The organism is Ornithinicoccus halotolerans (genome assembly GCF_009602535.1).
Classification (GTDB): Bacteria; Actinomycetota; Actinomycetes; order Actinomycetales; family Dermatophilaceae; genus Ornithinicoccus; species Ornithinicoccus halotolerans.
Window position 1 is genome coordinate 56,116 of sequence record NZ_WIQI01000008.1, and the last position, 14,593, is coordinate 70,708.

10 protein-coding genes are annotated in these 14,593 nt (G+C 67.1%); 5 read left to right on the top strand and 5 right to left on the bottom strand.

Features of this window, described 5'->3' with window-relative positions:
* Window position 1 precedes the first annotated feature (1 nt).
* The 4 genes from GFJ45_RS03395 (at window position 2) to GFJ45_RS03410 (ending at window position 6,920) form a co-directional block, all read left to right on the top strand.
* A complete protein-coding gene (locus GFJ45_RS03395; protein ID WP_153394158.1) occupies window positions 2-2,062 on the top strand; it encodes a sensor histidine kinase in 2,061 nt (686 codons plus the stop codon).
* Window positions 2,062-2,766 (top strand): response regulator, encoded by a 705-nt coding sequence (locus GFJ45_RS03400; RefSeq protein ID WP_153394160.1) that lies wholly within the window; start codon window positions 2,062-2,064, stop codon window positions 2,764-2,766. The genes GFJ45_RS03395 and GFJ45_RS03400 overlap by 1 nt, the downstream gene beginning before the upstream one ends.
* A 513-nt stretch (window positions 2,767-3,279) precedes the next feature.
* A complete protein-coding gene (locus tag GFJ45_RS03405; RefSeq protein ID WP_153394163.1) occupies window positions 3,280-3,684 on the top strand; it encodes an eCIS core domain-containing protein in 405 nt (134 codons plus the stop codon).
* A gap of 149 nt (window positions 3,685-3,833) precedes the next feature.
* Complete coding sequence (locus GFJ45_RS03410) at window positions 3,834-6,920, top strand: DUF3427 domain-containing protein (protein ID WP_228386418.1); 3,087 nt, start codon at window positions 3,834-3,836, stop codon at window positions 6,918-6,920.
* Window positions 6,921-7,023: 103 nt separating this feature from the next.
* Here the strand turns inward: GFJ45_RS03410 and GFJ45_RS16245 are convergent, their stop codons facing one another.
* The 5 genes from GFJ45_RS16245 to nrdR all read right to left on the bottom strand — a co-directional run bounded on the left by GFJ45_RS16245 (window position 7,024) and on the right by nrdR (window position 13,822).
* Complete coding sequence (locus tag GFJ45_RS16245) at window positions 7,024-8,055, bottom strand: hypothetical protein (RefSeq protein ID WP_194288499.1); 1,032 nt, start codon at window positions 8,053-8,055, stop codon at window positions 7,024-7,026.
* A gap of 755 nt (window positions 8,056-8,810) precedes the next feature.
* Entirely contained in the window at window positions 8,811-9,869 is a 1,059-nt protein-coding gene (locus GFJ45_RS17040) for a protein kinase domain-containing protein (RefSeq protein ID WP_153394169.1), read from the bottom strand.
* The gene (locus tag GFJ45_RS03425) at window positions 9,862-10,185 is read right to left on the bottom strand and encodes a helix-turn-helix domain-containing protein (protein WP_153394171.1); all 324 of its coding nucleotides are present in this window, start codon (window positions 10,183-10,185) and stop codon (window positions 9,862-9,864) included. The genes GFJ45_RS17040 and GFJ45_RS03425 overlap by 8 nt, the downstream gene beginning before the upstream one ends.
* 116 nt (window positions 10,186-10,301) lie before the next feature.
* Window positions 10,302-13,175 carry a vitamin B12-dependent ribonucleotide reductase gene (locus GFJ45_RS03430; protein WP_153394174.1) on the bottom strand — a complete coding sequence of 958 codons (2,874 nt, stop codon included), beginning with the start codon at window positions 13,173-13,175 and terminating at the stop codon, window positions 10,302-10,304.
* A 107-nt stretch (window positions 13,176-13,282) separates the two neighbouring features.
* Entirely contained in the window at window positions 13,283-13,822 is a 540-nt protein-coding gene (gene nrdR, locus GFJ45_RS03435) for a transcriptional regulator NrdR (protein ID WP_153394176.1), read from the bottom strand.
* A gap of 305 nt (window positions 13,823-14,127) precedes the next feature.
* On the opposite strand from nrdR, the gene GFJ45_RS03440 reads away from it, so the two are divergent.
* The coding region (locus tag GFJ45_RS03440) for an ADP-ribosylglycohydrolase family protein (protein ID WP_194288500.1) at window positions 14,128-14,593 on the top strand (466 nt) is incomplete at its 3' end.

Below are 14,593 nucleotides of genomic sequence, written 5' to 3' on the forward strand. Positions count from 1 at the left end.
CGTGACGCAGCCCACCGTCGGGGGCGCGACCGCATTTACGCGGTCGCGTTCCGGCGCGGTGGCCGGTGTCCTGATGGTCGTGCCGCCTGTGGTGGCCGTGGCGTCCTTCGCGGTGATGACGGCGGCCGGCGGTCAGCTGGTGGCCAGCCACGTGCTGGTTGGCGCCGTCGTCGGCAGCGTCAGCGCCGTGCTCGGTGGGTACTTGGCCTCCCGGGTGCCGGACAATCCGATGGGCTGGCTGTTCGCCTTGTCAGGCGTGGCGTATGTGGCGTCCATCGCGGTATCGGCGTGGGTGACCGCGGCGCAGGCCTGGCAATGGCCGGGAGTGCTCGCGGCCGCGTGGGTGTCGGAATGGATCTACGTGTTCGCGCTGGGTCCGCAGCTCACGGTCCTGCTGCTGCTGTTCCCCGATGGTTCGCCGCTCTCACACCGGTGGCGTGTGCTCGTCTGGACCAGCGGCGCCGTCATCGCGGCCCTCGTGGTGGCGTGGATGCTCACGCCACAGATCCACCTCAGCCAGGACGAACTGGTGCCGAACCCGTTCCTCGCCAGCGAGGTCGCCGCGCAGCTGACTGAGCCGCTGCTGACGGTGCTGGGGTTGTGCGGGCTGGCGTCCTTCGCCTCCCTGGTGCTGCGGCTGCGCCGGGCCGCGCCCGGTGAGCGGCGGCGCATCGCGCCCTACGTCGTCGCCGCGACGCTGGTGATCGTCGCGCTCGGTGCCACGCCCCCGCTGTCCACCGCGGGGCCGTACGTGCAGACCGTCGTGCTACCGCTGCTCCCCATCGCCGCCACCCTCTGTGTCCTGCGCTATCGGCTCTACGACCTGGAGATCGCCGTGCGGCGGTCGCTGGTCTGGATCGGTCTGACGGTGGTGGTGGTCGGTGGCTACGCCCTCGTGGTGGAGGCGGTGTCGAACCTCCTGCAACGGCGGGCCGGTCTGCCGGAGTCACTGCTCGCGGCCGGCGCCGTGGCCGCGGTGTTCCAGCCCACCCGAGTCTGGCTGCAGCGGGCCGTGGGGCGAGCGCTCTACGGCCATCGGGACGACCCGGACCGCGCGTTGACCGACCTCGGCCGCACGCTGGAGCTCACGGCCGAGCCGACGACGGCGCTCGACCGAGCCGCGGAGCGCATCGCCGCCTCGCTGGCGGTGCCTTGGGTGGCGATCGAGGTCGCTCGCGGGGGCGGGGACGAGGAGTCCGCCTACGCGACCGCGGCGGGTCACCGGCCGGCGTGGGCGACCGAGGACTGCCTGACCACCGTTCCGCTCGTGCACGCCGGCACCCACCGCGGCACGCTGACCGTGTGCCGACGCAGCCCCGGTGAGCCGCTCTCCTCTCGGGACCGTGACCTGCTCGAGCGACTCGCCTACCCGATCGCGGCTGGAGCGGCGGCGTTCCGGCTCACCGACGACCTGCGGCGTTCCCGTGAGCGGCTCGTCGTCGCCCGCGAGGAAGAACGCCGTCGGCTGCGGCACGACCTGCACGACGAACTCGGCCCGCTGCTCGCCGCGATCGCGGTCCGGCTCGACGCCGCCACGTTGCGCGCGCGGCGCACCGGCGGTGCCGAGGAGTCCGTGCTGGTTGATCTGCGCCACACCGCCCAGGACGCGATCACGACGGTGCGCCGCACCGTCGAGGACCTCCGGCCGCCCGCCCTCGACGAACTGGGGCTCGTCGATGCCCTCCGGGCGACGGTGGCAGGGTTCGAGGCACCAGGCGGGCCGGCCCTGACTGTGGTGGCCACGCAGCCACTGCCGCCCTTGCCGGCCGCCGTCGAGGTCGCCGCATACCGGATCGCCGTCGAGGCAGTCACCAATGCCGTCCGGCACGCCGCCGCCCGCAAGATCGTTGTCTCCGTAGCCGTGGAAGGCGAGGCCCCCGGAGAGGCCCTGGCCGTCACCGTGCACGATGACGGCCACGGGTTGGCCACGGGGCGGGCCGAGGGGGTCGGTACAACCTCGATGCGCGAGCGGGCTGAGGAGCTCGGCGGACATTGCACGCTGACCGGCTCCGCCGACGCCGGCACCCGGGTCCACGCCGACCTACCGATCGGAGGGGGCTGATGGGACCACCGGACGTCCGCGTGGTGATCTGCGACGACCACTCGGTCTACCGCCGCGGCCTGAAGGATCTCTTCGACGAGGTCGACGGCATCGTCGTCGTGGGCGAGGCGTCCGACGGCGAGTCCGCGCTCGGGGTGGTCCACGACACCGTCCCGGACGTCGTGGTGATGGACCTGCACCTGCCGGGGATCAGCGGTGTCGAGGCCACCTCCCGGCTGCTCACCGATCAGCCGGACCTCGGAGTGCTGGTGCTGACCATGTTCGAGGACGACACCTCGCTGCTGGCCGCGCTGCGGGCGGGCGCACGCGGCTACGTGGTCAAGGGCGCCGACCATGACGAGATCGTCACCGGCATTCAGGCCGTCGCACGCGGCAAGGTCCTGCTCAGCCGCGCGGTGTCGACGCGGCTGGGGGCGGCGCTCGCTGCACCGTCGCGCCCGCAACCCTTCGCCGACCTGTCCAACCGCGAGTTCGAGATCCTGGAGCTGCTGGTCCGTGGCTGGTCGACCGACCGGATCGCCGCGCATCTCTTCCTGAGCCCCAAGACCGTCCGCAACAACGTCTCCGCCGTCCTCACCAAGCTCGGCGTCGCCTCGCGCCTTGAAGCCGTCGCCCTTGCCCGGGACGCAGGGATGGCGGCCGGGCCGGGGAAGGCTCCACCGAGTAGCCAGCGCGGCCGTACGAGTGGTGAGTCAGAGGAATAGGCAGCACGGCGCATCTCAGGTTGGCGCGGCAGCACACCAGTCATCAGGGTTGCTGCTCGAGAAGGTCGACGGTGGCAACACTGCCCGACCGCGGACCGCGAAGATCGCAGGTGCTGACGCAGGTCATGCATTCGATGCGTCGGCGGCCTTGCCTGGAACTTCTCCATCAGCTCAGCCGAGGGGTGGATCTGGCCCTCCTTGAAAGGCTTGGCCGAGACCCTGCCCGTTCCTACGGCTCGGCCTCGTCGGCCGACCAGATCGCCGACAACGTGCGCCGGGACACTGGACGCGACTATCGCAGCTCCGACGGAACCCGGACCACATCGCCTACGAGATTGAGGGCATCGCCCCCCGCTGTCTACGAGATCACCGAGCTCGTCCTCGGGATGCAGGTCGAGAAGTCTGGTGCCACGACCGAGCACACGACCGGCACGATCGTTGCGATCGACCTGTCTCTGGGCCAACGGCTCCACACGCGACTTCGAGATGCTCCCGGGACGAAGGTAGCTGCGGATGGCGTACTACGGAGACTCGACGACGCTCTGCTGTCGGCTGACTGGTTCAGGTGAGGAGACCGACGCGATGTGCTTCGGCGCGACCAGCTATCTGGGTGTCACTCTGGGCGGGCTGATCTACCTGGACGAGCCGTGGGACGCCACGGTCGATGGAGACCGGGAGCTGATGGCACACGAGCTGGTGCACACCCGCCAGTACCGGCGGTTCGTCTACGGGACCGGCTTCGCGTGCGCCTACGGGATCGGCTTCGTCCAGAGCGGGTTCGACTACGCCGCCAACCCGCTGGAGGACGAGGCCTTCGACTTCGTCACGGTCAACGCGGCGAGCATCTGCGGCCGAGGCCACCTTCACGCCTGCCGGTCGGCCCCAGAGGCTGACCCCGGCACCTTCCGACCTACGTGATCTGCGACAAGTGACGCTTCGGCAGTCGCTCGGCCACTCCATCAGGGCGCGGTAGCGCAGGGGGCGCGTCCTTCCGACATCCGTGGCAGTTCGGTGCTCGGCCATGCCCTAAACAAATGGCAAGCTGGCGGGCACCGAGGGGAGGCACGGTGGACGAGGGAATCTACGAGGCACTCATCACCGAGGCGCTGGCGCGACAGCTCGAGGCTATCGATGACGGTCATGTGGTCGCGGAGCGACGAGTGGACGATTCGGACGAGGTCAGCGTGCTTGCCCGCCACGTCGGAGACGCCGTGGCACGTCGGCTGAGCGCGACCAGCGACCGGCGGCAACGACTCCTCCTCGTCAACCAGCTGCTTGCGGATCTGTCCTCGCCAGAGGACGCCGTGCAGCCTCCCACCCGGCACCTCACGGCCATCAATCGGCAGAGCCGGCCGGGTGGCATGGTTCGCGACTGGCGGCGACGGCCGGCCACGCCGCTGTCGGAGGCGGCCCTGCTGACCAACGCGGTCGATGAACCGAACCTCGGAGCGGAGCTGCGGGCGGAGCTGACAACCGCCGACGAGGTCGACCTGCTCTGTGCCTTCGTGCGCTGGCACGGCATGCGGGTGCTGGTAGAGGAGCTCTCCCTCCTCCGTGACCACCAGGTCCCATTCCGGGTGATCACGACGACCTACCTGGGAAGCACCGAGCGGCGCGCGCTCGATGAGCTGACCCGCCGCTACGGGGCCGAGGTGAAGGTCCACTACGACACCCAGCGCACCCGGCTGCACGCTAAGGCGTGGCTGTTCCGGCGGCGTAGCGGCTTCGACACGGCTTTCGTCGGCTCCTCCAACCTCTCCCGCAGCGCGCTCCTCGACGGCGTGGAGTGGAACGTCCGCCTCTCCCAGGTCGCGACCCCGTCCCTCATGCGCAAGTTCGCTGGCACCTTCGACACCTACTGGAACGACCCGGCGTTCGAGAGCTACCACCCCGACGAGGACCGGGACCGTCTCGACGACGCCCTGGCCCTCGCTTCCGGCCGTCGTGGCGGAGCGCGGATCGACCTGCACCTGTCCGGTCTGGAGGTCCGCCCCTACCCGCACCAGGCGACCATCCTGGAGCAGCTCGCCGTCGAGCGGGAGGTGCACGACCGTCACCGCAACCTGGTCGTCGCCGCTACCGGCACCGGCAAGACAGTAGTCGCGGCCCTGGACTACAAGCGGCTCAGCGAGGCCGCAGGACAGCGGCCACGGCTGCTCTTCGTTGCGCACCGGCAGGAGATCCTGCAGCAGTCGCTGCGCACCTACCGTGAGGTGCTCGGTGACGCGACGTTCGGCGAGACCTACTTCAGCGGATCGCGCCCGGAGCGCTGGGAGCACGTCTTCGCCTCGGTCCAGTCACTCACTCGGCACGGCGTCGAGCAGATCCCGGCTGATGCCTTCGAGGTCGTCGTGGTCGATGAGTTCCACCATGCCGAGGCGAGGACCTATCGGAACCTGCTCTCCCACCTCGCTCCCCGGGAGCTGTTGGGGCTGACGGCGACGCCGGAGCGCACCGACGGCACCGATGTCCGGCGCTTCTTCGACGGCCACACGGCTGCCGAGCTGCGGCTGTGGGATGCCCTCGAGGCGGACCTGCTGGTCCCGTTCCACTACTTTGGGGTCGCCGACAACGTGGACCTGCGTGGCGTGGAGTGGAAGCGGGGCCGCTACGACGTCGAGGGACTCGAGAACCTCTATACAGGGAATGACGCTCGTGCTCGAGTCGTGCTGAGCCAGGTCCGCGACAAGGTGACCGACCCGGCGTCCATGAGGGCGCTTGGCTTCTGTGTCTCGATGGCTCACGCCGCCTACATGGCTCGAGTCTTCACCGAGGCGGGCATCCCGTCCCTGGCTGTCACCTCCGACCCCTACTCCGCCGAGCGGAGTGAGGCGGTGCGCCGCCTGGTCCGCGGCGACGTGAAGGTGCTCTTCACCGTGGACATGTTCAACGAGGGCGTGGACATCCCGGAGGTCGACACCGTCCTGTTCCTGCGGCCGACGGAGAGCGCCACCGTCTTCCTCCAGCAGCTGGGCCGCGGGCTCCGGCATGCGACCGACAAACCAGTGCTGACTGCGCTGGATTTCGTGGGGCACCAGCGCAAAGAGTTCCGCTTCGACCAGAAGTTCCGCGCCCTGACCGGCGCTACGCGGCGAGGCGTGCTGGACCAGGTCACCAAGGGTTTCCCTCAGCTGCCGGCTGGTAGCCAGATCGTGCTCGACTCGGTGACCCGCCAGAACGTGCTGCAGAACATCAGGAGCCAGGTCACGAGTCGGTGGGCCGGACTGGTGACCGAGCTGCGCAGCTACGGGGAGATGAACCTCGCGGAGTTCCGGCACGAATCCGGCGCGGAGCTGGCCGACATCATCAAGGGTGACCGCAGCTGGACTCGGCTCCGCCGTGACGCCGGCCTGCCAACGTTGGCCGGCGGACCGCGTGAGGAGCAACTGCTCCGCCGTGTGCCGGCGGTCGCACACGTCGAAGACCCGGACCGCGCGGAGACCTACCTTCGTCTGCTGGGGGCCTCTGTTCCGCTGTACAACTCCCTCCGCGGGCAGGAGCAGCTCTTCGCCGACATGCTGTTCTTCTCCTTGTGGCCAGACGGAGGGGGTTTCACCTCCATCGCCGAGGGCATCCGAGCCCTCACACGTGAGTCGGCAGCACGGGCGGAGCTGCGCCAGGTCATCGAAGCGGGGCTAGAGAGCGCCGTCCACCTCACCCCCCGCTTGGCCGGGCCGCTGGTGTGGTCGCCGCTGCGGCTACACGCCCGGTACAGCCGCGAAGAGATCGTCGCCGCGTTGCGCTATGCCTCGCTGCGCCGAAAACCGACTAGCGTGATGCAGGGCGTGCTCTGGTGTGAAGAGGCCAACACCGACGTGTTCTTCGTGACCACCAAGAAGGCCGAAAGCGACTTCTCCCCCACCACGCTCTACCGGGACTACGCCATCAGTGATCGACTCTTCCACTGGGAGAGCCAGTCAACGACCAGCGAGTCTTCGCCAACTGGACAGCGATACATTCACCACGCCGAGCGGGGCTCCCAATTGCTGCTGTTCGTCCGCGAACAGAAGTTGACCGAGCTGGGCGCTGCTCCCTACTTGTTCGTCGGTCCAGCGCACTACGTGAGTCACGAGGGCGAGCGACCGATGGCTCTGACCCTCAGGCTGGACCGCCCCTTGCCCGCCGACGCCCAGCACAGATTCTCTCTCGTCTAGGCACCCAGCTCCGAAGAGGGCACCCGATATAGTCGCACGCTGGCGCTTCAGCAATAACTTTCGGAGGACCCAAGTGAACCCGCATCCAAATGTTGCATGCAATTCACTCGAATGGCCAGGGCCAACCGTTCAGTCTGGCTCGGTGCTCCAACACTAAGAACGACGACTTATCACGCCAATCGCGCGGCAGATGCTTCACGTCTAGACGCCTTTGCTTTACTTCTCGCTGCAGCTCTGCCCCCCATAGCCCCAACGACAAGAGGCCAAGTCGCAGATGGAGCCGCAAGAGGCCATCCTGCTCCTCCCGCTCCTCCGGCGCGGTGATCATCCTGGCAGCGCTTGCGTACAGTTCCAGGCCTCCGCGCACATGCCCAAGGCTCAGCGCTACGAGCCCTTGAGTGGCCTCCAGACGAAAGTTCCAGCTCGGCGCCCGCAAAAGCAGTCCGCGCGCCTCCAATGGTGCGCCCGCCAGAACCAGGGAATATGCAGCCTGGTTAACCATAGACGCTGACAGCTCTTTACTGGACGCAGCCATTCGAGCCACTCGAGCAGCAGACTCCCAGTCATTGTCAACGTGGCCCACCACAGACAAGTAACTAACCAGAGCATCCGCATCCGAAGGATGCGCCGCAAGCCATTCACGCACCTCCATCGACGATCTTTCCCAGTCAGAGGCCAGGAAAGATGTTCGAGCGCGAATAGAGAACGCGAACGACTCATGACTCTGTGCCCAACGAGTGGCAACGGGTGCGAGATCAGCAGCCTCACTCCTCAAACTAGAGACCGTAGCCAACATGTCCCCGAGGGCAAGGCTATCCGGACACGTCTGCACCGCCTCAAGAATCTGCGCCCGAGCCTTCGTGCGGGACAATCGGCCTCCGGCAAAGGCGAGAACAACCTGATTGCCTTTCAGTTCCATCCCTAGTTGCTCCTGCCCCGCCTCATGGGCTATGCCTTCGGCCTGACGCAGTGCAAATGTTGCCTCACCATGCCTACCTTTTCGTAGGAGTAGGCGCGCCTTGACAATGAGGGTGCCTACAGATGGGGCAATTCTTTTCTCCTCAGCCTGCCCGATCTCAGATTCTAAAATGTCCCATTCTCCCGCACTGGCCAGCGTCTCCAGGTGGACCTGCATTGCATCTATCCTGCCTGGCGCAGCGCTCCGGGCTGCAGCAGCCGCCTTTACTGCCTTTCTGATGGAACCTGCATCGCGCAGCGCCAAGGCGAGGTTTAGCCATGCACTAGGGTCACGGTCATTGTATCTAAGCGCGCGTCGAAGGTAGTGGATAGCGCGCTGAGCATCTCCGCCTTTGAGATATAGATATCCCGCGAGAGCGGCGTGCGAGTCATCAGGCAAAGGCTCAAGATGAGAAAGCGCAGTCGCTGTGTCGTCTAACCTGGCGTAAACGCTTGCCTTCAGGGCGCGGAGGCCCTCGTCGTTCGGGAGGCTTGAGGCAGCACTCCTTAGCTCCCCTTCCCGTGCCTGCCGCGCCAAGACAGTCAAGGCCGTCGCCAATGCGGCCAAATCCATTTCCGAATCATGCTCATACTCGTTGAACAATTCGACGACACGCAGCGCGTGTGCCCGTGCCAAATCGCCCCGACCAGCATTCTCCTGTGCGCAGGATGACCTGGCCCAACTGATTCGCGAGCGCGGCCGTTCCTCCGCCAGCCGCCTCGCTCGATCTGCCTCTAGACGCGCTTGCTCAAGCCAGGAATCGAGACTGCGTTGAAGTTCGCCCTCTGCCGCCTTGCTATGCAAGGCCGCCCCCTGGACGTGCGCTTCCCCGACCTCTTGTAGAGCAACGCCCGGCCGTACGGGCCGGAGGTTAGCTCCACCAGGAAAGAAAGCGTCGAGTTCACGATCCCATAGGGTTGCGGGAACAGTCACTAGGCCCCCTTCTTAAGGGCAATTCGCTCGGCTTCACGCGCTTGGGAGGCCAGAGTTCGGATAACTATGTCCGCTCGGCGGATCAGCCATTCGAGACCGGTACCTGAGGGATACCTCCCAAACTTGGTCTTCTCGAGCCTTCGGGACGGGACCGGGTCGCATAGCTGCCTGAGCAACTGGCCCCCATGCTGCCTAATTACTGGCGGAAGGGAACGCTCGAACACTTTGAAGGCTGATTCGTATTCCCCCCGCATGCCAGACAGTTCGATAGTCTGGCCCTTCGCTCTCAACTCCAGATTCTCACGCACAAGTTGCGGTCCAGGCCCCAGAGCCATGGCCGTGATGCACTGCCCAGTGGCCAACTCGAAGAGGAGCGAGCCGAGACCGTACAGGTCCGCAGCGAGGTGGCCCTCTGGGCGATCAGACCCCTGACAGGCGATAAACTCTGGGGGAGCAAAGCGGAGATCCCCGAGGCCAACTAGGTATAGTTCTGGGGGGTGCATGGGGCCGGCACGGAGGTCCCTTCCCCGCCCAAGGTCGGACACCTTAGATTCCACGACATTGTGGCGCCGCTCAAATAGAAGACAGTTGGAACTCTTTAAATCTCTGTGTGCTGTGCGCTTGAGGTGCATCTGGTGTATCCCCCTGACACAGCCCCTCCATAGGGAAAGCCGATCCGCCCACTCGATACGACTCCCTTCGAGTAGTAGCGACTCTAGGCAACCCTGCGCAAGCTCCAGTACGTGAAAGTCTACACGTAGCGGGAGCGATTGACCCCCGGCTGTCACGGCAAATTGGAAGTGATCACTTGACGTGACTTGCACGACACTGGAACTTCCAACGAGGCGGCGCAGTAGCGCGGCTTCATTGGCGAACTCAGCACGGGCGCTAGAGTCAGCGTTGGGAATCAAAACCTTGATCGCCGCCCTGTGCTTAGTCTCAAGGTGATGCGCCTCGAACACCCATCCAAAGCGACCAGTGCCTAAAAGGCCCACCAATTCATAGTCACCAGCCCGCTGACCTTCTAGCGCTCTTCCCCAAGAGGTAGCGTCAGTCATCGCCCGGCCCCTCCCTCGTATGCTCTTCCCTAGCCCAGTGCCGGATCCTTTCGAGCAACTCCGGTCGCTGACGGATGATATCGATCACATCGTCCGGAATCCGGCCTTCCGCCAACAGTAGTAGATCCTCAGTGACACCGTAGTACTGAGCCATACGTCCAGCAAGGCTCTCCCCAAGCCGCCGTTCACCGCGTTCAGCTCTGGAGAGCTGCGACGGCGCCACACCCAGGTCCTTCGCAGCTTCGCGCAGCGTCCTCTGCTTGCGACGGCGCATGTTACGCAGGACGCTGGCAGCCGACGGGGTCTCAGAGTCCACGTTTGGAGGTTAGCCCCTGTTGCCAAACTTGGCAACAGGAGCCCCGCGCGTCAGTGCGGGTAAATAGCGGCCCCGCGCCAGGTGGCGCGGGGCCGCTACCGGTTCACTGCCGCTGGTCAGCTGCAGCCGCTGGTGCTGCCGCAGCCCTCGCAGACGTAGCAGGAGCCGGCCGGCCGCATCTTCGTGCCGCAGGTCATGCACATCGGGGCGTCGGCGGCCTTGCCCTGGAACTTCTCCATCAGCTCGGCCGAGGAGTGGATCTCGGTGTCATCGACCGCCTTGGCCGAGGCCGCGCCGGTGCCGGACTTGTCCTCGACCGCCGGCTTCTCCTCCGCCCGCTTGCTGGCCGGGGCCACCGACTGGCTGTAGGACTCCATGGTGTCCTCGTAGGACTCCTCGTTGTCCTCCGAGTCCGGCGCGTAGGAGCCGGTCTCCAGCTGGCGGGCCCGCTCCTCGGCGGTGTGGATGCCCATGAAGGACCGGGTGTCGAAGTCCAGGTAGTCCAGCGCCAGCCGGCGGAAGACGTAGTCCATCAGGGACTGGGCCATCCGCACGTCCGGGTCGTCGGTCATCCCGGCCGGCTCGAACCGCAGGTTGGTGAACTTCTCCACGTAGGTCTCCAGCGGCACGCCGTACTGCAGGCCGACCGAGACCGCGATCGAGAAGGCATCCATCACCCCGGCCAGGGTCGAGCCCTGCTTGCCGAACTTCAGGAAGATCTCGCCGAGGTCGCCGGACTCGTAGGTCCCGGCGGTCAGGTAGCCCTCAGCACCGCCGACGGAGAACGAGGTGGTCTGCGAGGAGCGCCGCTTCGGCAGCCGCTTGCGGACCGGGCGGTACTCGATGACCTTCTCGACCTCGGCCTCGCTGTCCTTCTTCTTGTCCTTGCCGTCGGACAGCGGCTGGCCCACCTTGGCGTTGTCGCGGTACACCGCCAGCGCCTTCAGGCCGAGCTTCCAACCCTGCATGTAGACCTCGGCGATGTCCTCCACCGTCGCGGTCTCCGGCACGTTGACCGTCTTGGAGATCGCGCCGGACAGGAACGGCTGCACCGCGGCCATCATCCGCACGTGGCCCATCGGGCGGATCGCCCGCTCCCCCATCGCGCAGTCGAAGACCTCGTAGTGCTCCGGCTTCAGCCCGGGGGCGTCGATGACGTGGCCGTGCTCGGCGATGTACTCCACGATCGCCTCGGAGACCTCGTCGGTGTAGCCGAGCGCCTTCAGCGCCCGCGGCACCGTCTGGTTGACGATCTGCATCGAGCCGCCACCGACCAGCTTCTTGAACTTCACCAGCGAGAAGTCCGGCTCGATGCCGGTGGTGTCGCAGTCCATCATGAAACCGATGGTCCCGGTCGGGGCCAGCACGCTGGCCTGGGCGTTGCGGTAGCCGTGCTTCTCGCCCAGCTTCACGACCTGGTCCCAGGCCTGGGTGGCGGCCCGGTGCACCGAGGTGTCCATCGGGTGCAGGCTGCGGATCTCGTCGTTGGCGGCCTGGTGCTTGCGCATCACCCGCTTGTGCGGCTCGGCGTTGCGGGCGTAGCCGTTGTAGGGCCCCACGACCGCCGCGATCTCGGCGGACCGCTTGTAGGCGGCACCGGTCAGCAGCGAGGTCAGCGTCGCCGCCAGCACCCGGCCACCCTCGGTGTCGTAGCCGCGGCCGGTCGCCATCAGCAGCGCGCCCAGGTTGGCGTAGCCGATGCCCAGCTGCCGGTAGTCGCGGGTGGTCTGCCCGATCGCCTCGGTCGGGAAGTCGGCGAAGCAGATCGAGATGTCCATCGCGGTGATGACCAGCTCGGCGACCTTCTGGTAGGTCTCCACGTCGAACTCGCCGTCGTCGCTGAGGAACTTCATCAGGTTCAGCGAGGCCAGGTTGCAGCTGGAGTTGTCCAGCGACATGTACTCCGAGCACGGGTTGGACGCCATGATCCGGCCGGTCTCGGGGTTGGTGTGCCAGTCGTTGATGGTGTCGTCGTACTGCAGCCCCGGGTCGGCGCACTCCCACGCGGCCTGCGAGATCTTCTGGAACAGCTCCCGGGCGTCGACGGTCTCGATGACCTCGCCGGTCATCCGGGCGCGCAGCCCGAACTCGGTGCCGTCCTCGACCGCCTTCATGAACTCGTCCGAGACCCGGACCGAGTTGTTGGCGTTCTGGTACTGCACCGAGGTGATGTCCTTGCCGCCCAGGTCCATGTCGAAGCCGGCGTCGCGCAGCGCGCGGATCTTGTCCTCCTCGCGCGCCTTGGTCTCGACGAACTCCTCGATGTCGGGGTGGTCGACGTCGAGCACGACCATCTTGGCCGCGCGGCGGGTCGCGCCGCCGGACTTGATGGTGCCCGCGGAGGCGTCCGCGCCGCGCATGAAGGAGACCGGGCCGGAGGCGGTGCCGCCGGAGGAGAGCAGCTCCTTGGAGGAGCGGATGCGGGAGAGGTTCAGGCCGGCACCGGAGCCGCCCTTGAAGATGAAGCCCTCCTCCTTGTACCAGTTCAGGATCGAGTCCATCGAGTCGTCGACGGAGAGGATGAAGCACGCCGAGACCTGCTGCGGGCTCTTGGTGCCGACGTTGAACCACACCGGGGAGTTGAAGCTGAAGACTTGGTGCACGAGCGCATACGTCAGCTCGTGCTCGAAGACGGTGGCGTCCTCGTCGGTGGCGAAGTAGCCGTGCTCCTTGCCCGCCTTGACGTAGGTCAGCACGACCCGGTCGATGAGCTGCTTCAGGCTGGTCTCCCGCTGCGGGGTGCCGACGGCGCCGCGGAAGTACTTGGTCGTGACGATGGTCGAGGCGTTGGCTGACCAGAAGTCCGGGAACTCCACACCACGCTGCTCGAAGATGGTCGCCCCCGTCTTCCAGTTCTGCTGGACGACGTCGCGGCTCTCCCAGGTCACCTCGTCGTAGGGGTGCACCCCGGGCGTGGTGTAGATGCGCTCGATGCGCAGCCCCTTGTCAGCCCGGCGCGAGCGTGAGCGTGTCCCGGTGGTCTCCGTCATGACCTCTCCTTCATCCTCGTGGTGACGTCTCGTGTGTCGTCTTCGTCGTTTTCGGCGTGGGTCGGGCTCGCGCCACACGGCTCATCCCGTGTGACGCGGGCCCGGGTCTAGGGGGTGTGCGGCTGGTGCTCGGGCTCCTGCTTGGCAGGCTCCCACCGACCACCGACAGTGCTTCCGGCGCGAACGGGCCGGTCCACCGCGATGCCCTCGGCGCGCAGCAGCGTGATGGCGGCCTCGAAGTCCTCCAGCGACTCGAACGCCTGGTAGACGCTGGCGAACCGCAAATAGGCGACCTCGTCCAGCTCCCGCAGCGGCGCCAGGATCGCCAGCCCCACCTCGTGGGCGTCGACCTCGGCCTGCCCCAGGCCGCGGATGGTCTCCTCCACCCGCTGCGCCAGCACCTGCAGCTGGTCGTCGGTGACCGGCCGGCCCTGGCAGGCCTTGCGCACGCCGGTGATGACCTTCTCGCGGCTGAACGGCTCGGTCGCGCCGGAACGCTTGATGACTGAGAGCATTGCGCTCTCCACGGTGCCGAACCGGCGCCCGCAGCTGGGGCACTGGCGGCGCCGGCGGATGACGGTGCCCTCCTCCTGGACACGGCTGTCGACGACCCGGGAGTCGGTGTGCCGGCAGAACGGGCAGTGCATGGTTGACTCCTCCTTCCGGGGTCGACGCGATGGACCCCGCGCGGGGCCGCCCTGGTGATGAACGTGGGGATCGCCTGTGGACAGCCTGTGGGTACCATTCTACCCGCTGTGCACAAGATGTGGACGAACCACACTGCTGTAACTACTAGATATAGGGACTGTAAGCCGCATCGGCACGACGCGCAAGGGTCGGCGTGTCCTGCCTTCTCCCCCCGGCATGTCCCCGCAGGTCAGCGCCGCGACACGCCCCCCGCGGCCCCCGGCCGGGGCGTGTCGGGACCCTGGGCGCCTACCGTGGGGAGGCGATGACTGGCCCCACAGCACTGCCTGCCTGGACCGACCGGGTGACCGGCTGCCTGCTCGGCGGCGCGCTGGGTGACGCGGTGGGGCGGCCGTTCGAGGGCTCCGCTCCGGTGCCGGCACCCGCGGTGAAGGAGGTGCTGGCCGGCGGGGAGCTGACGTGGACCGACGACACCGTCATGATGCTCACCCTCGCCGAGCACCTCGCCGGGCTGCCCAGCTGGCAGGCCTTCGACGAGGGCGCGCTCGCGCGGGCCCACGCCCGGGCCTGGCAGGCCGAGCCGTGGCGCGGCTACGGCGCCAGCCCGCCGGCGATCTTCCGGACCGTGCTGGCCGGTGCGGACTGGGAGGCGGCCGCCGCCGGGCTGTTCGGAGGAGACGGCTCGCTGGGCAACGGCGCCGCCATGCGCGCCGCGCCCCCTTGCGGATCGTGTTCTCGACCGAGTCGACGCTCACTCGCCTGGCCGTCAG